The organism is Frankia sp. ACN1ag (assembly GCF_001414035.1).
GTDB classification, from domain to species: domain Bacteria; phylum Actinomycetota; class Actinomycetes; order Frankiales; family Frankiaceae; genus Frankia; species Frankia torreyi.
The window spans coordinates 12,335-35,018 of sequence record NZ_LJPA01000026.1; the positions used below are offsets into that span (position 1 = coordinate 12,335).

Here is a 22,684-nt window from a genome sequence, read left to right on the forward strand (position 1 = left end):
GCGTCTCGTGGCCCGCAGGTCGGCGCCATGGCCCGGCTCCGTTGGCATCGCTACGATGGGAAGCGGATCCCGTCCCATGGTGTTGGGCATGAACGTCGGCGCAGACGCTGTGCCGTGCCCGGGGCATCGGCCGAGGCGACTCGGCTCGCCGCGGGCAGTACCCGACCGGATGCAACCGACCGGAAGCGCAGTACCCGACCGGAACCAGTGATGCCTGGCACCTCAGGCACGTCCAGCAAGGGCAGGAGTAGTCCTTATGACCGTTCAGGACACGACGGAGACCGCGACGCAGTCCTCGACCGTCATCCTCACCGACACGGCCGCCGGCAAGGTCAAGACCCTGCTGGAGCAGGAGGGCCGGGATGACCTCAAGCTGCGCATCGCAGTGCAGCCCGGGGGCTGCTCGGGCATGCGCTACCAGCTCTTCTTCGACGAGCGGTCCCTCGACGGTGACACCGTCCTGGACTTCTCCGGTGTCAAGGTCGTCCTCGACCGGATGAGCTCTCCGTACCTCGGCGGCGCGACGATCGACTTCGTCGACACCATCGAGAAGCAGGGCTTCACCATCGACAACCCCAACGCGCAGGGCTCCTGCGCCTGCGGCGACTCGTTCCACTGATCGACCAGGCGGCCACCCTGGGCCGCCGTCGGCGGCCGCCCCCCAGCCCTGGTGCATTCCTCTCACCAGTGGCACGGAGGTCGTAGCCGGCTCCCGCAGGCGCCGCCGAATAGTTCAGCACCGAAGAGCCCGGTTCGACCCACCGCGGTCGGGCCGGGCTTCTTCGTCTTCCCCGGCGGCCGCGTCCTCCGTGGCGCTGTCCGTGGTTCGGTCACGGCCCGTGGTTCGGTCACGGCCCGCGGTTCGGTCACGGCGGCGGCGGGGGCTGTTCCGAGCCGCCACAGGTGCCGGTAGGCTCCACGATCGTGCGTATCGCCGTGACGGGTTCCATTGCCACCGACCACCTCATGCGCTTCCCGGGGCGGTTTGCCGAGCAGTTGCTCGCTGATCAGCTCCACAGCGTGTCGCTGTCCTTCCTCGTCGACGAACTCGTGATTCGTCGCGGTGGGACCGCGGCGAACATCGCGTTCGGTCTTGGCCGGCTCGGCCTGCGCCCGGTCCTCGTCGGTGCCGTCGGCGAGGACTTCGCCGACTACCGCTCGTGGCTCGACCGGAACGGAGTGGACACCACCACCATCCGGGTTAGTGAGATCGCGCACACGGCTCGCTTTGTCTGCACCACCGACGAGGACCTCAACCAGATCGCCTCCTTCTACCCGGGGGCGATGAGCGAGGCCGCCGAGATCGAGCTCCGGCCGATCTCGGACCGCTTCGGCGGGCTGGACATGGTGATCATCAGCCCGAACGCGCCGGACGCGATGGTGCGCCACAGCCGGGAGTGCCGCGAGCGCGGCTACGCCTTCGCCGCCGACCCGTCCCAGCAGTTGGCGCTGCTGGAGGGCCCGCAGATCCGTGAGCTCGTCGACGGCGCGGCCTACCTGTTCTGCAACGAGTACGAGAAGGCGCTGCTGGCCAGCAAGTCCGGCTGGAGCGACGCGGAGATCCTGGCGAAGGTCGGCGTGCGGGTCACCACCCACGGCAAGGACGGCGTGGTGATCGAGGCGCCGGAGAGCGACCCGATCCGCGTCCCCGTGGTGCCTGCCCGGGCCACCCCGGACCCGACGGGCGTCGGCGACGCTTTCCGCGCCGGCTTCTTCGCCGGGCTGTCCTGGGAGCTGCCGCTCGAACGTTCCGCCCAGGTCGGCTGCCTGCTCGCCACCCTGGTCCTGGAGACCGTCGGCACGCAGGAGTACACGGCCGAGCCGTCCGACATGCTCAAGCGGATCACCGAGGCCTACGGCGCCGACGCGGCCGCCCAGATCGCCGAGCACCTGCCCACGGTCTGAACCGACAGAACCGGCTGAACCGACAGAACCGGCTGGGCCGTGGGCCGCTCGTTCAGGCGAGGCGGCGGATGACGAACTCCTCGCCGCCGGCCGGCAGCGCGCGCGCCGCCACCAGTTCCTGACCGCGTAGCCGGCACCAGGCCGCCACGTCCGGGCCGGCTGCCGGGTCGTCCGCCCAGAGGGTGATGGTGCCGCCGGGCACCACCGAGCCGAACGCACGGGCGAGGTCGATGATCGGCAGGGGGCAGCGCCGGCCACGCGAGTCCACCGTCGCCGCCGGCGCGGGGCTGTCCTGATCGGGGTCGGTCCCGGCGTCCGCCGGCCCGTCCGTGGTCATCGCCTGCTCACCTCCCGAGGCCCTGAGCGGGCACGTCACAGGCCGGTCCGGGCCGGGCCGGGCGTCGGCGGATCCGGGTGACGTTGGTCGCCCGCCGCCCCGGGCCTGCCGTCCCGGCCCGGCCGGCCGCCTGTCGTGTCGTCCTGGGCCGTTCGGATCCTGGGGGCCGTCCGGTCACAGTCCGTCCGGTCACAGTCCGTCCGGTCACAGTCCGTCCGGTCACAGTCCGTCCGCTCCCAGGCGCGCCCGCACGGCCCGCACGGCGCCCGGCAGAACGTCGAGGAGGGCGTCGAGATCGGCCCGGGTGGAGTCGCGGCCGAACGACACCCGCAGGTTCCCCTGGGTCAGCGCGCCCATGGCGACCAGCACGTGGCTCGGGGTGAGGGTGTCGGAGGTGCAGCTCGACCCGGAGCTGACCGCGATGCCGGCCCGGTCCAGCTCGGTCAGCAGCGCCTCGCCCTCGACGTACAGGCAGGAGAAGGCGGTGATGTGCGGCACGGTCGGGGCCCGGTCCGGATCGCCGAGCAGCTCCACCCCGTCGACGAGCTCGGGCAGCCGGCGCCGCAGGTCGCGGACGTAGCCGGCCAGCCGCGGGCCCTCCGCCGCGAGTTCCGCGGTGCGGGCGGCCAGCGCGGCGGCGGCGGCCACGATCGACGGGACGTCCGGATAGCCGGCCACCCGCCCGCCCTCGCGCTCGTCGGCCGGCCCGGGGCTGCGCCAGCGGGTTCCCGTGCGCACCGCGAGGATGCCGACCCCGGCCGGGCCGCCGAACTTGTGGGCGCTCGCGGTCAGCAGGTCCGCGCCGAGCGCGCCCAGGTCGACGGGCACCCGGCCGACGGTCACGGCGGCGTCGGTGTGCAGCGGGACGCCCGCGGCACGCAGCCGCTCGGCGACCTCGGCGACCGGCTGGACAGTGCCGACCTCGTGGTTGGCGTGCTGGAGGCTGGCCACGGCGGTGCCGGGAACCGGCGCGAACGCCGCCGGATCGACGCGTCCGAAGCGGTCGACCCCCACCTCGACGAGCCGCCCGCCGGCCTGTTCGTGGTGCTGCGCCGCATGCAGCACGCTGGAGTGCTCGACCGCGCTCACCATGATCAGATCGCCGGCGCGGCGGCGGGCGGACGCCGTGCCGAGCAGGGCGAGCGTGGCCGCCGCGGTCCCGCTCGCCGCGAAGCTGATCTCGTCGGGCCGGGCGCCGAGAACGCCCGCGACGGTCTCGCGGGCCGCGTCCAGCAGCATCCGGGCGCGCCGGCCCTCCCGGTAGAGCCGCGCCGGATCCGCCCAGCCGTCCTGGAGCGCCACCCCAAGCGCCTCCCGGGCCGCGGGGTGCAGGGGGGTGGTCGACGCGTGGTCGAGATAGGCCGACACGGGTGCGACGCTACGCCGTGACGGGCCCTGGGGGGCGTGCGTCACAGGCCCTTGATGGGGCCTGTGGCGAGAAGCTGCCGGGCCGCTGAGATACGCTGCTGCCGCACCATCTACAGCGTGTCGAAGACAGCATGTCGTCCGGAGGGATCGACCGGGGTGACATGGCGTTTCTGGGGTCTCGCGGATGGCGGCGGACAGCCTCCGCCCCGTCGACGCGGGCCGCTAGTCGTGGGAGGCAGGACCTGGTGAGGAGATCCTTCGGTCGGACCCGGCCGTCGGTCGCGGATGTCGAGGACACGCCGACGACGCCGGCTGACTCCGGCGGTGCGGGCGGGGTCGCGAACGACGCGGTCGAGGCGGTTGGCACGGTCGGCGCCCATGGGAGGCGACGGGCGCGGCCGGTGCGCCGACCCCTGCGCCTGGTCGGCGCGCTCGCCGTCGTGGGGATCGCGGCGACCGCCTGCGACAAACCCAACTTCGGCTACCCGGATGGTGTGACCAACCACACCCCGCGGCTGCTCAATATCTGGCAGGGCTCGGCGATCGCTGCGCTGATCGTCGGCGCGGTCGTCTGGGGCATGATCCTTTACGCGGTCGTCGCCTTCCGCAAGCGCAGCGACGTGCTCCCGCGCCAGATCCGCTACAACCTGCCCGTCGAAATTCTGTACACCGTCGTTCCCGTCGTGATCGTCGGCGCGATATTCTATTTCACCGCGCGCGACGAGTCGAAGGTCACGAAGCTTTCGGCCCACCCGGACGTCACGGTGGACGTCATCGGCTTCCGGTGGAACTGGCAGTTCAAGTACATCGACCCCGGCGCCGGTCACACGGGGCCGAACCAGATCGAGGTCACCGGCCGGCCCGGTGAGCCCGCGGTGCTGGTCCTGCCGCAGAACCGGTCCATCCGGTTCGTGGAGACCTCGCCGGACGTCATCCACTCCTTCTGGGTGCCCGAGTTCCTGTTCAAGCGGGACGTCGTGCCCGGTCGGGTCAACCAGTTCGAGCTCACCGTGACCAAGACCGGTACCTTCATCGGTCGCTGCGCCGAGCTCTGCGGGACCGACCACGACCGGATGAACTTCTACGTGAAGGTCGTGCCGCAGGACGAGTACGACAGGTTCATCACGGAGCGGCAGAATGCGGCTGTTCCGTCGACGTCGGCCGGGACGACGACCGCCGCCGCCGCCAGCACCGCAACCACTGCCACCACCGGGAGCGGACAGTGACCCTCGTGCAAGAGTCGGGCGTCGGCCACGCCGAGCCCGAGCAACCCCACCTACCCAAGCGGACGAACCTGCTCGGCTACCTGCGCACGACGTCCCACAAGGACATCGCGGTCATGTACTTCGTGACCTCGTTCGCGTTCTTCCTCTTCGCCGGCATCCTGGCCATCATGATGCGGGCGGAGCTCGCGCGGCCGGGACTGCAGTACTTCTCCAACGAGCAGTACAACCAGTTGTTCACGATGCACGGCACGCTGATGCTGCTGATGTTCGCGACGCCGATCGCGTTCGCCTACGCGAACTTCCTGGTGCCGCTGCAGATCGGCTCGCCGGACGTCGCCTTCCCGCGGCTGAACGCGCTGTCCTACTGGTTCTTCCTGTTCGGCAGCCTGACCGTCATCGCCGGCTTCCTCACGCCGAACGGCGCGGCGTCGTTCGGCTGGTTCGCCTACTCGCCGCTGAACAACGAGATCTACTCGCCCGGGGCGGGCTCCGACCTGTGGATCGTCGGCCTGACCATCTCCGGTCTGGGCACCATCCTCGGCGCCGTCAACATGATCACCACGATCCTGACGCTGCGTGCGCCCGGTATGACGATGTTCCGGCTGCCGATCTTCTGCTGGAACTTCCTGGTCACCTCGATCCTTGTGCTGGTCGCGTTCCCGGTGCTCGCCGCGGCGCTGCTGGCGCTGGAGGCTGACCGCCGGTTCGGTGCGCACGTGTTCGATGCCGCGAACGGCGGAGCGCTGCTCTGGCAGCACCTGTTCTGGTTCTTCGGCCATCCCGAGGTCTACATCCTCGCGCTGCCGTTCTTCGGGATCATCAGCGAGATCCTGCCGGTGTTCTCCCGCAAGCCGCTGTTCGGCTACAAGGGCCTCGTCTTCGCCACCATCGGCATCGGCGCCCTGTCGATCGCGGTGTGGGCGCACCACATGTACGTCACCGGCGCGGTGCTGCTGCCGTTCTTCGCCTTCCTGTCGTTCCTGATCGCGGTGCCGACCGGCATCAAGTTCTTCAACTGGATCGGCACGATGTGGCGCGGGCAGCTCACCTTCGAGACGCCGATGCTGTTCAGCCTCGGCTTCCTGGTGACCTTCCTGTTCGGCGGGTTGACCGGGGTGCTGCTGGCCAGCCCGCCGATCGACTTCCACGTCAGCGACAGCTACTTCGTCGTCGCCCACTTCCACTACGTGATCTTCGGAACCGTCGTGTTCGCCGCCTACGCCGGCACCTACTTCTGGTTCCCGAAGGTCACCGGCCGGATGATGAACGACCGGCTGGGCAAGATCCACTTCTGGACGGTGTTCTTCGGCTTCCACGCCACGTTCCTGGTGCAGCACTGGCTGGGTCTGCGCGGCATGCCGCGGCGCTACGCCGACTACTCGCCGACCGACGGCTTCACCACCCTGAACACGGTCTCCTCGGCGGGGNCGTTCCTGCTGGCCCTGTCGACGCTGCCGTTCATCTACAACCTGTGGCACTCGTACCGCAAGGGCCAGCTCGCCGTCGTCGACGATCCCTGGGGCTACGGCAACTCGTTGGAGTGGGCGACGTCCTGCCCGCCGCCGCGGCACAACTTCCGGACGCTGCCGCGGATCCGCTCCGAGCGGCCCGCGTTCGACCTGCACTTCCCGGCCACGGTGGGCCGGGTCGACTACCACGCGACACCTGAGATCGGTTAGGGGACGGTGATCGTATGAAGGTGGAAGGCATCATCTTCAGCTTCTTCGGCGTCTTCGCCGGGGCTGCGGCGCTGGTCTACTGGTTCTGGGCGAAGGACCCGACCGGCACCGCGGCGCTCACCCTCACCACCGGGTTGGGTCTGCTGGTCGGCGGCTACCTCATCTTCACCGGCCGCCGGATCGGTATGCGCCCGCAGGACCTCCCGGACGCCGAGGTTGCGGACGGTGCCGGCGAGCTCGGGCACTTCACGCCGGGCAGCTACTACCCGTTCCTGATCGGCGCGAGCTCGGTGACGGCCGCCATGGGCCTCGTCTTCGGGATCTGGCTGCTCGTCCTCGGCCTGGCAATGGTCGTGGTGTTCGCGACCTGCCTCGTGTTCGAGAACTTCTGGCACCCCCCGGTGCCCGAGGACTGAGACGTACCCCGCGGCCCGGGCGGAGCCCGGCCGCGACCTCTGCGCCAGCGGGGCCGGCAGATGCTTCGGCATCAGCCGGCCCCTTTGCGTGGCGGAGCGGTGCCGGTGGGTCGGAAGTGGTGAGCGGAGCGGCTGCGACTAGACAGGGTTTGCAGCCTGGCTGGCGTCCGCCCAGCGCGCCAGGACCGCTGCGGCGGCGCCGGAGTCGATGGCCTGGGCGGCGCGGGGCAGCGCCTCGGCGATCTGCTCGGTGACAGGGGCCTCGGTCGGGCCGGAGGCCGCCACCAGCGAGGCCGCGGCGGCGAGCAGCACGGCGTCGCGGACCGGACCCGGCTCGCCGGCCAGCAGAGCCCGGGTGACAGCGGCGTTGTGGGGGGCGTCGGCGCCGCGCAGGGCGGCGATGTCCGGCACGTGGATGCCGACGTCGCGCGGGTCGAACCGCTCGCGGCGCGGCGACGTGGCCGAGTCCCCGGCCGTCCCGTCCCCGGCCGTCCCGTCCCCGGCAGGGTGGCCGGGGATCACCCAGATGGTGGAGGTGGTCGTCGGGGTCAGCTCGTCGAGGCCGTCGTCGCCGCGGAAGACCAGCGCCCGGGTGCCGCGGTCGGCGAGGACCTGTGCGACGACCGGCGCGAGGCGGGCGTCGGCAACCCCGATGGCCTGCGCGCCCGGCTCGGCCGGGTTGGTCAGCGGGCCGAGGATGTTGAAGGCCGTCGGCACGCCGATCTCGGCGCGGGGGGCGCCGACGTGCCGCATCGCCGGGTGGAAGATCCGGGCGAAGCAGAAGGCGATGCCGGCCGCCTGCAGGCACGCCTCGACCGCGGCCGGCGGCAGGTCGATGGCGACCCCGAGCTCGGCGAGCAGGTCGGCCGAGCCGCAGGCGGACGACGCGGCCCGGTTGCCGTGTTTGATCACGGGTACGCCCGCGCCGGCCACGACGAGGGCCGCCATCGTGGACAGATTGACCGTGTTCGACCGATCGCCGCCCGTCCCGCAGGTGTCCACCGCGCGTGCCCGGACCTCGTCGGGGATGCGCAGTGGGGCGGCGTGGGCGAGCATCGCCGCGATCAGGCCGCCGATCTCGGCCGGCGTCTCGCCCTTGGCCCGCAGCGCCACCGCGAACCCGGCGATCTGGGCTGGGGAGGCGGCGCCGGCCATGATCTGATTCATGGCCCAGGCCGTCCGCGCGGAGTCCAGGGACTCGCGGGCGAGCAGGGCGCCGATCAGCTCCGGCCAGCTCGTCACCGCGGCGGCCGGCACGGTGGGCGGCCCGGTCGGTGGCATAGCGGGTGGCCCAGTGGGTGGCACGGTGGCCTCGATGGTCATCGGCGTCAGCCGGCGAGCTGGGCGCCCGTCAGCGGCCGCCGGGCCGCCGCGCCGCCGGCCCGTGCGCGCAGCAACGTCACGACGGCCTCGGTGAGCCGGCCGGGGTCGACCGGGTGCGGGACGACGGCGTCCGCCTGCGACCAGGTGGCCAGCCACCGGTCGTCGGCGCGCGCGACGAGCAGGATCGTCGGCGGGCAGTCGGCCACCTCGTTCTTCAACTGGCGGCACAGGCCCATGCCGCCGGTGGGGGTGGCCTCCCCGTCGAAGATGCACAGATCGGCTTCGTGATGGTCGACGACGTCGATCGCGGCGGCGGCGTCGGCGGCCTCGACGAACTCCAGCGGGCCGAGGTCGGCGGCGGGCAGTCGACCGATCGCGGTGATGACGCGCGCGCGCACGTCGGCGCGGTCGGCGTAGACGAGGACGGTGCTCATGGCGTCCACGGCCTTTCGCATCAGGTGGCCACCGCCGACCGGCGGCCCGGGGCGGACCGCCGCCCCGGGCCCGACCGGAGACCGCGCGGGCGGGCGACCGGAGGCGATCGGGAGCGACCGGGCGACCGGCGCGATCCGCTCCGAAGATTACCCGGTTGTGGGGTCACGTCATCCCTTCTCCCTCGGGTCCGCCGCGCGGGCGGCGTGGCGCCGGCCCGCCGCGTGCATCGCCGGGCCGGCGCGGTTGCCAGAAGGCGGGAACAACAGTGATACTGAGAGTCGTTCTCAACCAGTGGAGCCCTCCGTCGGCGCGGTCGCCGGGCGTGTGCCCGGCGTGACGGCCGGCGGGTTCCGCTGCGACCGACGGGCGTGATCCATGACCGACCTGGCTGATCTTCGACTGACTCCGCAACGGATGGCCGTGCTGGAGGTCCTGCGGGCCGCCGACGACCATCCCACCGCGGCCGAGGTGTACGAGCGGGTACGCCGTTCCTCGCCGCGGATAGGCAGCGCTACGGTGTACCGCACCCTGGCGCTGTTGGTGTCGACCGGTCGGGCGCTGGAACTCAACCTGGGCGACGGCGCGGCGGCTCGGTACGACGCCAACACCCGCCGCCACGACCACGCGGTCTGCGACGGCTGCGGCCGTGCGGTCGACATCGATCACCCCGTACCGGACGGAATGATGGCGGAAATCGCTCGTCGCTCGGGCTTCGCCATCACCGGCTACGACCTGCAGTTCCGGGGCCTGTGTCCGGACTGTCAGGCGAATGGCTCCGATCCGGCCCGCGCCGCGGGCGGGACCGGCCCGACAGTGAACACCCACGCCAAAGGAGCGCTTCATGCCGAAGCTTGACGGCACCAAGACCCACGAGAACCTCAAGGAGGCGTTCGCCGGCGAGAGCCAGGCCAACCGGCGCTACCTGTACTTCGCCCGCCGCGCCGACATCGAGGGCCTGACCGACGCCTCGTCGCTGTTCCGCGACACCGCGGAGGGCGAGACCGGGCACGCCTTCGGGCACCTGGACTTCCTCGCCGAGGTTGGCGACCCGGCCACCGGCGAGCCGCTCGGCACCACCGCGAAGAACCTGGCCAGCGCCGTGGCCGGCGAAACCTACGAGTTCACTGCCATGTACCCCGGCTTCGCGAAGACCGCCCGCGAGGAGGGCTTCGAGGAGATCGCGGACTGGTTCTCGACCCTCGCCCGCGCCGAGAAGACCCACGCCGGCCGGTTCAAGAAGGCCCTCGACGCCCTCAACGCCGAGACCGCCGACGCCTGATCGGCCCGTTCTCGCACCACCGTCGGTGACCGGCCCCGGGTGTCCTTCCGCCGGGGCCGGTCACCGGTTCCCTCTCCCGCCCTCCCCTGTGACCCCGCCCCCCTGTGACCCCGCACCCCGCTTCCGGACAGGAGGCCGCGCCATGGCGCTGACCGTCGCCGACATCACCACCGACCACCAGGCCTACGCGGAGAGCCGCCCGCAGTTGCGCCGCCAGATGATCCCGGTGCGCGCCGAGCGCCGCGTCCGGGTCGGCGACATCGTCCTCGCCGAGTTCGAGAACGAGCAGACCCTGCGCTACCAGGTGCAGGAGATGGTCTACACCGAGCGGCTGACGGCCTCCGCCGACGTCGCCCACGAGATCGAAGCGTACTCCCGCCTGCTGCCCGGCAGCCACGTCCTGACCGCCACCGTGTTCATCGAGCTCAACGTGCTCGAGACGGTGCGCGAGGAGCTCGGCCGCCTCGCCGGCCTGCAGCACAGCCTGTCCCTGGAGATCGGCGGCACCCGCGTCGCGGGGGAGGAGATCCCCGGCCTCGACGAGGACCCGGACGTCCCGTCCGAGACGGTCTCGGTGCACATGGTGCGCTTCGCGTTGACGGACGAGCTCCGCGACGCCTTCCGCGACCCGGACGTCCCCGCCGAACTCGTCGTCGACCATCCCGAGTACAACGACTCCNCCCCGCTGACCGGCGCCACCCGCCGAGCCCTCATCGCCGACCTCGCCCTGCGTTCCTGACCCCGCCGTCCGGATGGACCGGGCGACAGCCTGCCCCTCTTCGGATCAGATCTGCCGGATCAGGGCTGCCGGCCAAGCTACACCCGCCCACAGCGAGCGCGTGGCCGCCTTGATCCCTGCTGCTCGAGCCAACGCAGTGCGTCCTCTGTTGCCCGTGTCCTGGGGTGGTTGTCGCCGAGGGTGCGGCGTTGGTCGTCGAGCTGTCTCCACAGGTCGGAGGCCGTCTGCGGGGCGCCGCGGGTCGGGTGATCGTCGGCGGTGTCGGGCGATTCCCGGGGTACGGCTGGCGTGGTGCCCGGGAGGACGGGGGCAGGGCCGGCCGACTGGCGGGCGTCGGACGACGGGGGGATGAGCACGCCGGGGAACTGGGGTTCCGTGGCCGGTTTCGCGCGTCCGGCGAGGGCGATGTGGATGTTGTCGAGCCGGGTGCGGCGGGCCTGGTCGGCGGGCAGGTCGAACAGGTCGAACGAGACGACGCCGGTCAGCAGGTCGGGGCGGGGGCAGTCCTGGACCCGGATCGGGATGATCTTGCGGATGGCGCCGTCGGGGTCCTGGTGGAAGGCGGTCTCCAGTTGCCAGGCGATCCACTCCGCCCAGGCCCGATCCGCGGAGGTGTAAGACACGAAGAAGTCCCACCCCCTCCGGCCCGCCGGCGCAGGCGTATCAGGATGCTGGTCCCCCATGAGATCAGACTGCCACGGCCCGTGCAGGTCCCGAAACGGGCCGCCGTCCCTCATGGGAGCCACCGATACGGGGTACGTGAAGTCGGGGAAGCGTGAGGTCGGTGGGCCAGTCCGGGCGGCCGGCGAGATTTGTCGTGGGTCATCCGTTCGGGGCGCCCGCGACCGGGTAGGCGAAAGGCTTACGGCACGTCACGTCAGCACGTTCATCTACGTCAAGGGAGTCACCCGTGACCGATGACCAGCTACGTCCCGACCTCGCGTCCGCCGGCTCAGGAGCTCCCGACCTGCCCCGTGGCGCTTCGGACCCGTCCCGCGGGGTCGCTGGCCGCGACCCGGACCGCGTCGGCGCGACCGGCGGCGACCTCGGGGGTGCCGGGCGGGTGCCGACGGCCGGTGGCCGGGCGTCCGAGCAGGGCGCGGCGGCGCTCAACGCGTTGCACCGCCTGGCCGAGGGGGAGGACGAGCGCTCCGCGCTCGGTGACCTCGCCCTCGCGGACGTCCTGTTGCCCGACCTCGGCAATGAGATCGCCGACCTGTCCGAGGAGAGCGAGGTTCTGCAACTGCCCGTTGCGGAGCGTCAGGACGGCACCCAGTTCGTCCCGACGTTCACCTCCGAACAGCGCCTGACGGAGGCCCTGCCCGACGTCGCCCGCTACCGCACGGTGCAGATCGCGACCCTCGGCCGGATCTGGCCGTCGGACGATCTGCTGCTGGCGGTCGACCCGGGGTCCGAAACCGGGATCGCCCTGCCGGCGGAGGGCCTGCGAGCTCTCGCCGCCATGTCCGCCTGATCGGTATGTCCGCCTGATCGGCATGTCTGCCTGACCGGCATGTCCGCCTGACCGGACTGGGCGGTCCGCTCGATCATCCGACCGACGTCCTCGACCGGGCCGACCCGCCCGGTCGAGGATCGTGGTCCGCGGGCCGTTCGCGGCTCTATGGCCGGCCACACGCCTTCCGCCCGGGTGTGCGGCCGGCCTGGTGCGGCTGGCTGGCGGGCGGGGAGGCCAGCGCCTGCCAGCCGAGGTAGGTGACGGGGAGGCGCATCTCCAGGCCCGTCATCCGGGCCCGCTCCTGAGCCACGGCCAGGACCGTCGGCACCGTCTGGCGGGTCACTGCGAGCCGGTCGCCCAGCCAGCGGACCTCGTAGCCGTCTCGCTCGACCACGGTCCGTAACGCGGCCTCCCTCGCCCTTCCAGAGGGACGAATCGGACGCCGAGCCCCCCAGGCGGGCAAGGAAGTGCTCGCAGCGCCATCGAAGCTCGATGCACCGGCGGCTTCGGGCGCGTCGGGTGGCTCGGGCGCGTCGGGCGCGTCGGGGGACTCGGGCGTGTCGGGCGGCTCGGGGAGGGCGAACAGGTGGCGGAGGAGCACGGGAGCGCCGGGTGGATGGCCGGTGGCGGCCAGGGTGGCCAGGGCCGGCCCCTCGCCAGCGGCCGGATCGAACGACGAGGCGAGGATGGCGAGTGAGCCGTCGTCGACCAGAATCGGCGGGGCGGTGCGCCCGGACCGCCGGGGCCATCGCATCGAGAACCTCGAATTCCTGCCGACCGGTCCGGCGGGCACGCGACCGGCTTGCCGTCCGTTCTTCATCTGCCGTCCCTTTCCCGCGGCGGGCACCCGGTCGAACTCCGCCGCGCCCCAGGATCGTCCTGCCGCGTCCCAGGATCGTCCCGTCCCGCCCCACGATCGTCCCGTCCCGCCCCACGATCGTCCCGTCCCGCCCCACGATCGTCCCGCCCATTGCTCGTCCTGCCGTGCCCCTTGATCGTCCCGACCTGCCCCTCGATCGGCCCTGACTTGCCCGCCGTTGGCGGCCGGCCGGCTGCTCACGGCGCCCGGAAGGCACTCTGACCTGCCGTTTCGATCGGTTGTGGTGGTCGCGCGACGCGTGGACGGCCACGTGGGCCGTGCCGTCCGGCCCGGCTCCACCGGGCCGGGAGACCCGGCTCCTGAGGTGGACGTCCGACGGGTGAGGCACGCAACATCCGCCGGAAGGATGCCGGTCGTCATGGTTTTTTCGACCCCTCCCGCGACGGCCCGAGGACCTGCGGTTTCCGCTGCGGCGCAGCGAATTGTGCGGTGGGTGGGGTGGTCCGCACGGCGGCTCGGGCCGGTCATCGACGAGTCGTAGTCCTACCGAACGTCGAACCTACGGTGGCGCCTGGAGCGTCGCGTGCCAGAATGACCGTCGTGGCCTCAGCCCCCGTCCTCGAGAAGGCTCCTCCACCACACCCGACGGCCAACCGTCCCTCGATGGTCTCGGTCGGCACGGTCGTGTGGCTGTCGTCGGAGCTGATGTTCTTCGCGTCCCTGTTCGCGATGTACTTCACGATCCGTTCGGTGAACAGCGGCAACTGGCCGCCGGTGACGGGTGATCCCGCCGGTTCCGAACACGGGCCCGTGGAGCTGCACGTCGGGTACGCGCTGTTCTTCACCGTGATCCTGGTGCTGTCCAGCGTCACCTGCCAGCTCGGGGTGTTCGCCGCCGAGCGCGGTGACGTCCACGGACTGCGGCGCTGGTACCTGGCCTCGTTGCTCATGGGCCTCGTCTTCGTCGGCGGCCAGGCGAACGAGTACTTCGGCGAAAACAAGTTCACCATGGCGTCGCACGCCTACGGCTCGGTGTACTACCTGACCACCGGGTTCCACGGGCTCCACGTCATCGGCGGTCTCGTCGCCTTCGTCATGGTGCTGGGCCGATCGACGTTTGGGCGCTTCACGCCGGAGAAGGCGACATCGGCGATCGTCGTGTCGTACTACTGGCACTTCGTCGACGTCGTCTGGATCGCCCTGTTCGCGACCATCTACCTCCTCCAGTGAGCGACATGACTGAAACCTCGGGCACACCGTCGGACACGCCGTCGGAAACCTCGTCGGACTCCACGCCGAGCGAGGTCGCGACGCCGGTCGCCGCCACGAAGCGGTCCGCGCGCAAGCGCGATACGTCCGCGCGCAAGCGCGGTCCGTCCGCGCGCCGGCGCCGGAGATCCTCCGCCCTCGTCCTCGTGTTCGGCCTGCTGGCCACCGGGGTGCTGTGGACGATGCTGGCTCCCACCGGCAACGCCGCGCAGACGGCGGACGCCAACGAGGCCGTCCGGCAGGGTCGCGCCCTGTACCTGCAGGGCTGCTCGACCTGCCACGGCCTCGGCGCCCAGGGCTCGAACACCGGCCCCAGCCTCGTCGGCGTCGGCGCCGCCGCGGTGGACTTCCAGGTCTCGACCGGGCGCATGCCGCTGGCCGCCCCGGCCGCGCAGGCCGACCGCAAGCCGCCGATCTACTCGGCGACGCAGATCGACCAGCTCTCCGCGTACGTCGCGAGCCTCGGTGGCGGNCCAGAGGTGCCCAAGGTCACTGACAAGGAGCTCAGCGACGCCGACCTGGCCCATGGCGGCGAGCTCTACCGCGCCAACTGCGCGCAGTGCCACCAGGCCGTCGCCCAGGGCGCTCCGCTGACCTACGGTAAGTTCGCGCCCTCGCTGAGCGAGTCCACCCCGACGCAGATCGTCGAGGCCATGCGCACGGGGCCGGAGTCCATGCCGGTCTTCGGAGACCGTCAGCTCAACGACGAGGACGCCGCCGCCGTGGCGGCCTACATCAAGNACCTGACCGACACCAAGAGCCCCGGTGGTTTCAGCCTCGGTAAGTACGGTCCGGTGCCCGAAGGGTTGCTGGCCATGCTGGTAGGCATTGGTGGCCTGCTCGTCGTGTGCCTGTGGATCGGAGCGAGGCAGAAGGTATGAGTGACCAGACGGGCCCGGGGACGCCGGGACCGGCGGGCTCGGGCGGAGGGGACCAGCCGGGCGACTCCGCCCAGGAACGCGTGCACTACGCGGGCTACCAGGGTGAGCCGGCAGACAAGTCGGACCAGGATTCGATGAGCAGCATCTTCAAGCGGGCCAAGCACCCCGTCGACACGTCGGGCGCCGCCGTCGGGGGGTCGGGGATCTCGGCCGGTGGACCGGACGTCCCGGCCGGCACCTCCGACGGCCCGGAGGTCCTGGGCACCCCGCCGCACCAGACGGACTCCACCCGCGATCCCGAGACCACGGTGATGCGGACCGGCGACGCCGGGGTGGCGCAGCCGACCTACGGCACGCACGCCGGCGGCGGTGGCGGGGTCACCGTCCGCCCGCCGCGCGCCGAGGACGTCGACCGCCGCGCCGAGCGGCGAGCGGAGCGGCTGATCGCCTGCTGGTTCCTGATCTCGGTGGTCGGCACCGTCGGCTTCGTCATCACGAACTTCGTCGGGGACAAGCACCAGGCGTACTACACGCCGTGCCTCGGCTCGGCGCTCGGCCTGGCCGTCGGTGGCCTCGGCATCGGCATGATCCTGTGGGCCAAGCGGCTGATGCCGCACGAGCAGGCCGTGCAGGAGCGCCACGAGTTCACCTCCGCCAAGGAGGAGATCGCGGTCACCGAGGCGGAGATCACCGCCGGCTTCGCCGACACCGGCCTCGCCCGCTTCCCGCTGCTGCGCCGCACCCTGCTGGGCGCCGGCACCGTGCTCGGCGGACTGATCGTGGTGCCGCTGCTCAACCTGACCAACTCCAAGCCGGGCAAGAAGCTCGACCACACCTCCTGGGTGAAGGGCGCGCGCCTGGTCACCGAGGACGGCCGCCTGGTCAAGCTCGGCGACATCTCCATCGGCGGCATCGAGACCGTCTTCCCGGCCATCCCGGTGACCGAGTCGGACGGCACGACGACCTACAAGCCGAAGACCGACGTGCACACCAAGGCGGACAGCACCACGATCCTCATCCGGTTGCCACCGGGTGTGGACCGGCCGCGCAAGGGGCGGGAGAACTGGTCCGTCGACGGTCACGTCGCCTACTCCAAGATCTGCTCGCACGCCGGCTGCCCGGTGAGCCTCTACGAGCAGCAGACCCACCACCTGCTCTGCCCCTGCCACCAGTCGGTCTTCGACGTGCTGGACGGCTGCCGGGCGATCTTCGGTCCGGCCAGCCGGTCGCTGCCGCAGTTGGCCATCGCCGTGGACGACGACGGATTCCTGTACGCCCGCAACGGTGACTACGACGAGCCGGTCGGTGCCGCCTTCTGGGAGCGCTCATGACAACCGCATCCCCACCGGAGTTCGTCAAGCGGCCGACCCCGGTCCGCAAGGCCAACCGCGCCATCGACGAGCGGTTCGGCACCCAGGCCGGGCTGCGGCGCAACCTGAACAAGGTCTTCCCCGACCACTGGTCGTTCATGATCGGGGAGATCGCGCTCTACAGCTTCATCGTCCTGCTGCTCACGGGCATCTACCTCACGCTGTTCTTCGACCCGTCGAACACCGAGGTCATCTACAACGGCTCCTACGTCCCGCTCAAGGGTGTGGAGATGAGCCGGGCCTACGCCTCGACGCTGGACATCAGCTTCGACACCCGGGCCGGGCTGGTGTTCCGCCAGATCCACCACTGGGCCGCNCTGGTCTTCGTCGCGTCGATCGTCGTCCACCTGTTCCGGGTGTTCTTCACCGGTGCCTACCGCAAGCCGCGCGAGGTCAACTGGCTGATCGGGGTCGGCTTGCTGATCCTCGCCATCCTCGAGGGCTTCGCCGGCTACTCGCTGCCGGACGACCTGCTCTCCGGCACCGGTCTGCGGATCGCCGCCTCGATCGCCCAGTCCATCCCGATCATCGGGACGTGGGCGTCGTTCCTGGTGTTCAACGGTGAGTTTCCGGGCGACAACTTCCTGCCCCGGCTCTACGTGATCCATATTCTGCTGGTGCCCGGTGTGCTGCTCGCCCTCATCGGCGCGCACATGGGCATCCTGTGGCACCAGAAGCACACGGACTTCCCCGGTCCGGGCAAGACCGAGCNCAACGTCGTCGGCCACCGGGTGTTCCCGGTGTTCGCGGTGAAGTCCGGCGGGTTCTTCATGATGGTCTTCGCGATGCTCGCCCTGCTCGGCGGCCTCGCGCAGATCAACCCGATCTGGATGTTCGGTCCGTACGATCCGTCGAAGGTCTCCTCGGCGTCCCAGCCCGACTGGTACATCGGCTTCCTCGACGGCTCGACCCGACTGATGCCACCGTGGGAGTTCCGCGGCCTCGGCCATACCGTCCCGGCCGTGTTCTGGCCGACGGCGGTCCTGCCCGGCATCCTGTTCACGCTGCTGGCGCTCTACCCGTTCCTGGAAGCCAGGTTCACCGGCGACACCAAGTCGTACAACCTGCTCCAGCGGCCCCGGGAGGCGCCGACCAGGACCGCGCTCGGCGCGATGTCGATCAGCTTCTACCTGGTCCTGTGGATCTCGGGTGGTAACGACGTCATCGCGAAGACGTTCAGCATCTCGCTGAACGCGATGACGTGGGCCGGCCGCATCGGTCTGATCATCGTCCCGCCGATCGCGTACGCGGTCACCAAGAAGATCTGCCTCGCCCTGCAGGCGAAGGACGCCGAGGTCGAGCACCACGGGATCGAGACCGGCATCATCCGCCAGCTCCCCAGCGGGGAGTTCGTGGAGGATCACCGGCCGAAGCCGACCCCGGTACCCGACCACCCGCTGGTCACGAACGACCGGTTCGCACTGCCGTCGGCGAACGGCCATGGGGACGGGGACGGCAAGGGCCTCGCCCGCCGCGCCGGCAAGGCCGTGAGCGGCTTCTTCGTCGAGGAGAAGGAGACCGGTCCGGGCGGTCCGAGCGCACCGGTCGGCGGCGGCAAGCACTGACGCCGGCACCGATCCTTCAGCGCTGAGCTGACACCGGCCGCGGGGCCGGTCCGCCGTACCGGCGGGCCGGCCCCGCGGCCTTTGCCGTGCCTCCCGGCCCGCCGGGGGTGCTCAGCGGCGGGGGCGCTGGCCCTCGGCGCGCCGGCCGGCCGCCTGCTCCGGGCTGTCGGGGGAGCGGTGCACGTCGGCGTAGCGCAGAGCGTCGCGGATGGCGCCCGCCGCGGGCCAGCTCCACTCGCCGTCGAGGCGCACGAGCCGCACCCCGGAACCGGCCAGCCAGCGGGCGATTCGCTCGGTCTCCTCGACGGAGGCGCACGGCGCGGGGCCCGGCTGCGGTTGCACCGTCTCGGCGCTCGCGACCGCGGCGTCGACCCAGGGCCGCGGATCGATTCCGGGGGCCACGCTCACCGCGGACACCAACCGGCCGTGCCGGACCACGGCCAGGTCCCAGCCGGCCTGCGCGGTCGGCGCCGCCGCGACGAGCTGCGGGACGCCGGTCAGCGCGGCCAGCCGCTGACCGCGGGCCGCGGCGCGGACGAACGACACCATCCGGTCGCGGTGGACGGCCGCCTCCTCGTAGCGCCGATCGTCGGCCAGGCGGTCGATGTGGCGGGTCGACGCCGCGATGACCGGCCCCGGATCGCCCGTGATGGCCGCCCGGGCGGCGGCGACGTGGCGGGCGTAGGCGGCGACGTCCTCCCGGCCGTCGCAGGGCGCCCCGCACCTGCCCAGGTCCGCCAGGGCGCAGGCGGGGCGGCGGGCGCGGGGGGAGAGCCGCCCGGTGCACTGGCGCAGCGGCACCGCGGCGAGCAGCGCGTCGGCGGCGTCGTCGGCGCTGCGGGTGCTGGCGAACGGACCGAGATAGGTCGCTTCGTCCCGGGCGGCGCGCACCCGGGACAGCCGGGGGAACGGCTCGTCGGTGAGCTTGAGGTAGACGGTGCGCTCCGGGAAGCGGGAGCGGCGGTTGTACGGCGGCTTGTGCTCCGCGATCAGCCGCAGCTCCCGCACCTCGGCCTCCAGGGCGTGCGCGCAGCCGATGGCGTCCACCCGTTCGGCCAGCGCCACCATCTCGGCCATCCGGGTGCGGGGCTCGCTCGCGGTGAAGTAGGTGCGCACCCGGGACCGGACCGAACGCGAGGTGCCGACGTAGAGGGCCCGCCCGTCGGCGTCCCGGAAGATGTAGACGCCCGGGCCGGTGGGCAGCCCGTCGGCGAGGTGCCGCTTGCGCCGCTGGGCCGGGGAGACCCGGGCGCTGTACTCGTGCAGCTCCTCCAGCGTGCGCACGCCGGCGTTGCCGAGCCGCTCGAACAGCCCGTGCAGCACGTCCACCGTGGCCCGGGCGTCGGCCAGCGCGCGGTGGCAGGGCTCGGTCGAGCTGCGGAACAGTCGGGCCAGCGAGGCGAGCCGGCAGTCGGGGGCCTCGTCGCGGCTGACCAGCCGCCGCGCGATGCGCAGGGTGTCGAGGTGCTCCCAGGTGGGCGGCGGGTAGCCGCAGCGCTGCGCCGCCGCCCGCAGGAAGCCGAGGTCGAACGGGGCGTTGTGGGCGACCAGCACGGCGCCGCGGGCGAACTCCAGGAACGTCGGCACCACCTCGGACTCCGCGGGGGCCGTCGCCACCATGGCGTCGGTGATCCCGGTGATCACCGAGACCATCGGCGGGATGCCCACGCTCGGGCGGACCAGGGTGGACATCTCCGCGAGCACCTCGCCGCCGCGCACCCGCACCGCGCCGATCTCGGTGATCTCACCGGTCGCCACCGAGGTCCCCGTCGTCTCCAGGTCGACCACGACGAACGTCAGATCGGACAGCGGCCGGCCGAGTTCGTCGAGGCTGGCCTGCCGGTGCGCGCAGACGCCACCGGCCACGCCCACGACGGCGGGGTCGGCGCGGGGCCGGGCGGACTCGCCAGCCGGGCTGGTCACCCGCGCCAGGTCGGCGAGGGGACCGGCGTCGGCGGCGGAACGGTCGGTGGGGGAGCGGTCGGTGGGGGTGGGGTCCGGGCGCACGGCGTCACGGTAAGCCCCGCCGCCGACAGTTCTGCCACGGGTCGGGTTCCGGCTCGGGGCACGGGAGGCAGGGGAGGCGTCGGCAGGGACATGGTGGGTCCCGCTGCGGGCGTCATTGTGGTCCCGTCGGGGCTGTCCCGCGGCCCTTGTGGCGCCACGCCGGAGACACGCGACGGCCACTCGGCAGGCCAACCCGCCTGGAATGCGAAATCATGCGCAGGTGGCGTGGTTTGAAACGAACGGCATTCGGGTGGGGCGGGTCGCAGTGGACTGCGCGAACGTGGACGTGATGGTGCGCTTCTGGTCCGCTGCGCTGGGTTATGAGGTGGACCGGCGCGACGACGACGCGGCACTGCTGCGTCATCCCGCCGGGGCGGGGCCGAAGCTGTTGCTGCGGCCGGGAGCCCGCGGTGGCGGTGGTCCCAGCCGGCTGCATCTCGACCTCTACGCGGTCGACGCCGAGCGGGTCATCGGCTGGTTGTCGACCCTCGGCGCCCGCCGGGTCGCCCGGTACGACGACGACGGGGAGCGCGGGTACATCCTGTCCGATCCGGAGGGCAACGAGTTCCGGGTGATGACGGCCGGACCGACCGGCTTCGCCCGGCCCTTCGTCTGATGGCCGGTCGTGGCGATGACCCGTCGGCGGGCTGATGACCGGGTCGATAGGGTCGTGAGCCATGCCGAGCGTCTTCACCCGGATCATCAACGGCGAGCTTCCCGGGCGCATCGTGTACTCCGATGAGTACACAGTGGCGTTCCTGACGATCGCGCCGATCCGGCCGGGCCACACGCTGGTGGTCCCGCGCGCCGAGATCGACCACTGGATCGACCTGCCCGACGACGTCCAGACGGCGCTGTGGACCGCCGCCGCGACGGTCGGCCGGGCCATCGACGCCGCGTTCCGGCCCCGGCGGGTGGCGGCGCTCGTCGCCGGGCTGGAGGTGCCCCACGTGCATGTGCACCTGCTGCCCATCGAGAACGAGACGCAGATCGACTTCACGCTCGCCGACCACGACCCGGACTCGGCCGAGCTCGACGCCGTAGCGGAGCGGATCCGCGCCGCCGTCGGCTGACGCGCGGCTGGGTGGGGTGGATCCGGCGAAGGTCCACCCCACCCGGTGTGCCCGCGGCGGACGGTGTGCCCGCGACGGGCTCAGAGCTGGAACGTGGCCGGGCTGACCGCGAACAGCGGCTCCCAGTGCAGCAGGCCGTGCCCGGGCGGCGCGTCGATGACGACGTTGCCCCGCACCTTCTGGCCGGCCTTCACCGTCGACGCGGACAGCCGCGGCTCCACGTTGTCGTAGCTGCCGTCGTAGCGCGTCCCGTCCGGGGTCTGGATGTAGAAGTCCGACGGGGAGGCAGACGTGTCCCCGCGGCTCACCTCGACCGTCACGTTGAGCACGTAGTAGGCACCCTGGGTCGGCGGGTCGCCGTACTCGGTCACCTTGCCGGTGGTCGAGCAGACGCTGTTGAGGGTCACCCGGGCCTCGAAGTCGCTGACGGAGGAGTTCGCCTCGCCGACGACGGTCCCCGAGCCGCCGATGGCCGCCGCGCCGGCCCCCGGCGCCCCCTGCGGGGTGACCGCGACGCAGTTCGAGACGCCGATCGGGCCGGTCGCGGTGGCGCTCGGCACGGGCGGCGTCGGCGCCGACAGCCCGGGTGCGCTCAACGACGGTGCCGGTACCGGCGCGGCGATGTCGTTCGAGTCGTCGCCCCCCACCGCGAGCGCGATCACCACCCCGACGACGATCGCGGCGACGACGGCGAGCGGCACGATCACGAACAGCGGGTTGCGGCGCCGCTGCGGCGCAGGGGGCGGGGCACCCTGCTGCCAGCCGCCGCCCTGCTGCCAGGTACCGCCCTGCTGCCAGCCACCGGGCGGGTTCTGCTGGTAGGGGCCCTGCGCGCCCGGGTAGCCTCCCGGCCCCTGGTAGGCCGGGCCGCCCTGGTAGGCGCCGGTGCCACCGGGCGGGTAGCCGCCCTGCGGCCAGCCGCCCGGCTGTCCCCAGCCCTGCTGGTCCGCGCCCGGCTGCCCCCCACCGGGTTGCCCCCAGCCCTGGTGGTGGTCGGGTGCCTGCTGGCCGCTCCCGGGCTGCCCCCAGCCTGGTTGCTCGACGCCGGCCTGCCCCGCGCCGGAATGCCCCCAGCCTGCGGAGCCGCCGCCGGGCTGCTGCGGCGGTGGCCAGGACTGCTCCCCGCCGGGGCGCTGTCCCGTCGCCCACGGCTGCCCGGCGGTGGCGGGCCCGGGGGCCTGCGGCCCGCTCGGGGAGGTCCCGCGCGGCATGGCGGGGGTGTCGGCGGACCAGGCGAGCCGGGTCTGCTCGTCGGACTGGTCCGGGGCGGTGCCCCAGGACGGGGCCGGCGGGGGAGTCGAGCCGGATGGGCTGGACGGGCCGGATGGGCTGGACGGGCCGGACGAGCCGGACGGGCTGGACGCCGCGCCGCCGCTCGGCGTCTCTGCGGGCTGGTGCCAGGGATTGCTCGGCTGCTTCCACGTCTCCTGGCTCCCGTCACCGCCGGGGGGCTGGTGAGGGGGGTTCTGGTCGGTCACGATGGTCCTCTCCGGCGCAGCCAGGGCCGCGTTTGGAAAAAATCGCACGCTGGGGAAC

22 protein-coding genes and 7 pseudogenes are annotated in these 22,684 nt (G+C 72.1%); 21 read left to right on the plus strand and 8 right to left on the minus strand.

Annotated elements, in window-relative coordinates; all coding sequences use genetic code 11:
- Positions 1 to 256 precede the first annotated feature (256 nt).
- Positions 257 to 619 carry an iron-sulfur cluster insertion protein ErpA gene (gene erpA / locus UK82_RS21515; protein ID WP_009742888.1) on the plus strand — a complete coding sequence of 121 codons (363 nt, stop codon included), beginning with the start codon at positions 257 to 259 and terminating at the stop codon, positions 617 to 619.
- 305 nt (positions 620 to 924) lie between these two features.
- Complete coding sequence (locus tag UK82_RS21520; RefSeq protein WP_044888484.1) at positions 925 to 1,905, plus strand: carbohydrate kinase family protein; 981 nt, start codon at positions 925 to 927, stop codon at positions 1,903 to 1,905.
- A 52-nt stretch (positions 1,906 to 1,957) separates the two neighbouring features.
- Here UK82_RS21520 and UK82_RS21525 read toward each other — a convergent pair whose 3' ends face one another.
- Both UK82_RS21525 and UK82_RS21530 read right to left on the minus strand, forming a co-directional pair.
- Positions 1,958 to 2,242, minus strand: a complete 285-nt coding sequence (locus tag UK82_RS21525) for a sulfurtransferase TusA family protein (RefSeq protein ID WP_236706255.1) — start codon at positions 2,240 to 2,242, stop codon at positions 1,958 to 1,960.
- Between the two features lie 219 nt (positions 2,243 to 2,461).
- Positions 2,462 to 3,610 (minus strand): cysteine desulfurase family protein, encoded by a 1,149-nt coding sequence (locus tag UK82_RS21530; protein WP_044888477.1) that lies wholly within the window; start codon positions 3,608 to 3,610, stop codon positions 2,462 to 2,464.
- A gap of 245 nt (positions 3,611 to 3,855) precedes the next feature.
- Here UK82_RS21530 and coxB point away from each other — a divergent pair, with 245 nt between their 5' ends.
- From coxB to UK82_RS21545, 4 genes and pseudogenes are all read left to right on the plus strand, one after another.
- The gene (gene coxB, locus UK82_RS21535) at positions 3,856 to 4,836 is read left to right on the plus strand and encodes a cytochrome c oxidase subunit II (RefSeq protein WP_044888478.1); all 981 of its coding nucleotides are present in this window, start codon (positions 3,856 to 3,858) and stop codon (positions 4,834 to 4,836) included.
- Positions 4,833 to 6,263, plus strand: a 1,431-nt coding sequence (locus UK82_RS21540) for a cbb3-type cytochrome c oxidase subunit I (protein ID WP_396230607.1), incomplete at its 3' end; no start/stop codon positions are given. The genes coxB and UK82_RS21540, both read left to right, overlap by 4 nt.
- Before the next feature lies 1 nt (position 6,264).
- A pseudogene (locus UK82_RS39265) lies at positions 6,265 to 6,515 on the plus strand (cytochrome ubiquinol oxidase subunit I); the annotation flags it as partial.
- 14 nt (positions 6,516 to 6,529) lie between these two features.
- Positions 6,530 to 6,931 (plus strand): cytochrome c oxidase subunit 4, encoded by a 402-nt coding sequence (locus UK82_RS21545; RefSeq protein ID WP_041939640.1) that lies wholly within the window; start codon positions 6,530 to 6,532, stop codon positions 6,929 to 6,931.
- A 138-nt stretch (positions 6,932 to 7,069) separates the two neighbouring features.
- Here the strand turns inward: UK82_RS21545 and trpD are convergent, their stop codons facing one another.
- Both trpD and UK82_RS21555 read right to left on the minus strand, forming a co-directional pair.
- A complete protein-coding gene (gene trpD, locus UK82_RS21550) occupies positions 7,070 to 8,212 on the minus strand; it encodes an anthranilate phosphoribosyltransferase (protein WP_055408966.1) in 1,143 nt (380 codons plus the stop codon).
- A 47-nt stretch (positions 8,213 to 8,259) separates the two neighbouring features.
- Positions 8,260 to 8,688 carry a response regulator gene (locus UK82_RS21555; protein WP_044887275.1) on the minus strand — a complete coding sequence of 143 codons (429 nt, stop codon included), beginning with the start codon at positions 8,686 to 8,688 and terminating at the stop codon, positions 8,260 to 8,262.
- A gap of 376 nt (positions 8,689 to 9,064) precedes the next feature.
- On the opposite strand from UK82_RS21555, the gene UK82_RS21560 reads away from it, so the two are divergent.
- The 4 genes and pseudogenes from UK82_RS21560 to UK82_RS43055 form a co-directional block, all read left to right on the plus strand.
- Positions 9,065 to 9,544 carry a Fur family transcriptional regulator gene (locus UK82_RS21560; protein ID WP_044887265.1) on the plus strand — a complete coding sequence of 160 codons (480 nt, stop codon included), beginning with the start codon at positions 9,065 to 9,067 and terminating at the stop codon, positions 9,542 to 9,544.
- Positions 9,531 to 9,968 (plus strand): rubrerythrin family protein, encoded by a 438-nt coding sequence (locus UK82_RS21565; protein WP_044887264.1) that lies wholly within the window; start codon positions 9,531 to 9,533, stop codon positions 9,966 to 9,968. Before UK82_RS21560 ends, UK82_RS21565 begins: the two co-directional genes overlap by 14 nt.
- Before the next feature lie 142 nt (positions 9,969 to 10,110).
- A partial coding sequence (locus tag UK82_RS21570; protein WP_236706256.1) for a DUF3501 family protein occupies positions 10,111 to 10,647 on the plus strand: 537 nt, incomplete at its 3' end.
- Between the two features lies 1 nt (position 10,648).
- Positions 10,649 to 10,707 (plus strand): annotated as a pseudogene (locus UK82_RS43055) (hypothetical protein); the annotation flags it as partial.
- Positions 10,708 to 10,784: 77 nt separating this feature from the next.
- Here UK82_RS43055 and UK82_RS34415 read toward each other — a convergent pair.
- Entirely contained in the window at positions 10,785 to 11,330 is a 546-nt protein-coding gene (locus tag UK82_RS34415) for a toll/interleukin-1 receptor domain-containing protein (protein ID WP_052681356.1), read from the minus strand.
- 287 nt (positions 11,331 to 11,617) lie between these two features.
- Between UK82_RS34415 and UK82_RS21580 the strand changes: the two genes are divergently transcribed.
- The gene (locus tag UK82_RS21580) at positions 11,618 to 12,181 is read left to right on the plus strand and encodes an SseB family protein (protein WP_055408971.1); all 564 of its coding nucleotides are present in this window, start codon (positions 11,618 to 11,620) and stop codon (positions 12,179 to 12,181) included.
- Positions 12,182 to 12,326: 145 nt separating this feature from the next.
- On the opposite strand, the gene UK82_RS33730 is transcribed toward UK82_RS21580, so the two are convergent.
- Positions 12,327 to 12,917, minus strand: coding sequence for a hypothetical protein (locus UK82_RS33730; RefSeq protein WP_055408973.1), 591 nt, complete (start codon positions 12,915 to 12,917; stop codon positions 12,327 to 12,329).
- Positions 12,918 to 13,574: 657 nt separating this feature from the next.
- Between UK82_RS33730 and UK82_RS21590 the strand changes: the two genes are divergently transcribed.
- From UK82_RS21590 to UK82_RS39295, 8 genes and pseudogenes are all read left to right on the plus strand, one after another.
- Positions 13,575 to 14,213 (plus strand): heme-copper oxidase subunit III, encoded by a 639-nt coding sequence (locus tag UK82_RS21590; RefSeq protein WP_044887261.1) that lies wholly within the window; start codon positions 13,575 to 13,577, stop codon positions 14,211 to 14,213.
- Between the two features lie 5 nt (positions 14,214 to 14,218).
- Positions 14,219 to 14,724, plus strand: a 506-nt coding sequence (locus UK82_RS39270; protein ID WP_236706257.1) for a cytochrome c, incomplete at its 3' end; no start/stop codon positions are given.
- 1 nt (position 14,725) lies between these two features.
- A pseudogene (locus UK82_RS39275) lies at positions 14,726 to 14,992 on the plus strand (c-type cytochrome); the annotation flags it as partial.
- A 1-nt stretch (position 14,993) separates the two neighbouring features.
- Positions 14,994 to 15,133: pseudogene (locus UK82_RS39280) on the plus strand (cytochrome C); the annotation flags it as partial.
- Complete coding sequence (locus tag UK82_RS21600; protein ID WP_044887260.1) at positions 15,130 to 16,464, plus strand: ubiquinol-cytochrome c reductase iron-sulfur subunit; 1,335 nt, start codon at positions 15,130 to 15,132, stop codon at positions 16,462 to 16,464. The pseudogene UK82_RS39280 and the gene UK82_RS21600, both read left to right, overlap by 4 nt.
- Positions 16,461 to 16,819 (plus strand): annotated as a pseudogene (locus UK82_RS39285) (cytochrome b); the annotation flags it as partial. The gene UK82_RS21600 and the pseudogene UK82_RS39285, both read left to right, overlap by 4 nt.
- 1 nt (position 16,820) lies before the next feature.
- Positions 16,821 to 17,214, plus strand: a pseudogene (locus tag UK82_RS39290) (cytochrome b N-terminal domain-containing protein); the annotation flags it as partial.
- Position 17,215: 1 nt separating this feature from the next.
- Positions 17,216 to 18,068: pseudogene (locus UK82_RS39295) on the plus strand (cytochrome b); the annotation flags it as partial.
- Between the two features lie 111 nt (positions 18,069 to 18,179).
- Here the strand turns inward: UK82_RS39295 and UK82_RS21610 are convergent.
- The gene (locus UK82_RS21610; protein ID WP_044887271.1) at positions 18,180 to 19,940 is read right to left on the minus strand and encodes a DEDD exonuclease domain-containing protein; all 1,761 of its coding nucleotides are present in this window, start codon (positions 19,938 to 19,940) and stop codon (positions 18,180 to 18,182) included.
- A gap of 337 nt (positions 19,941 to 20,277) precedes the next feature.
- On the opposite strand from UK82_RS21610, the gene UK82_RS21615 reads away from it, so the two are divergent.
- Positions 20,278 to 20,691, plus strand: coding sequence for a VOC family protein (locus UK82_RS21615; RefSeq protein ID WP_044887258.1), 414 nt, complete (start codon positions 20,278 to 20,280; stop codon positions 20,689 to 20,691).
- Between the two features lie 61 nt (positions 20,692 to 20,752).
- The gene (locus UK82_RS21620) at positions 20,753 to 21,148 is read left to right on the plus strand and encodes an HIT family protein (RefSeq protein ID WP_044887257.1); all 396 of its coding nucleotides are present in this window, start codon (positions 20,753 to 20,755) and stop codon (positions 21,146 to 21,148) included.
- An 80-nt stretch (positions 21,149 to 21,228) separates the two neighbouring features.
- Here the strand turns inward: UK82_RS21620 and UK82_RS21625 are convergent, their stop codons facing one another.
- The gene (locus UK82_RS21625) at positions 21,229 to 22,626 is read right to left on the minus strand and encodes a DUF4352 domain-containing protein (protein ID WP_044887256.1); all 1,398 of its coding nucleotides are present in this window, start codon (positions 22,624 to 22,626) and stop codon (positions 21,229 to 21,231) included.
- Positions 22,627 to 22,684: the final 58 nt, after the last annotated feature.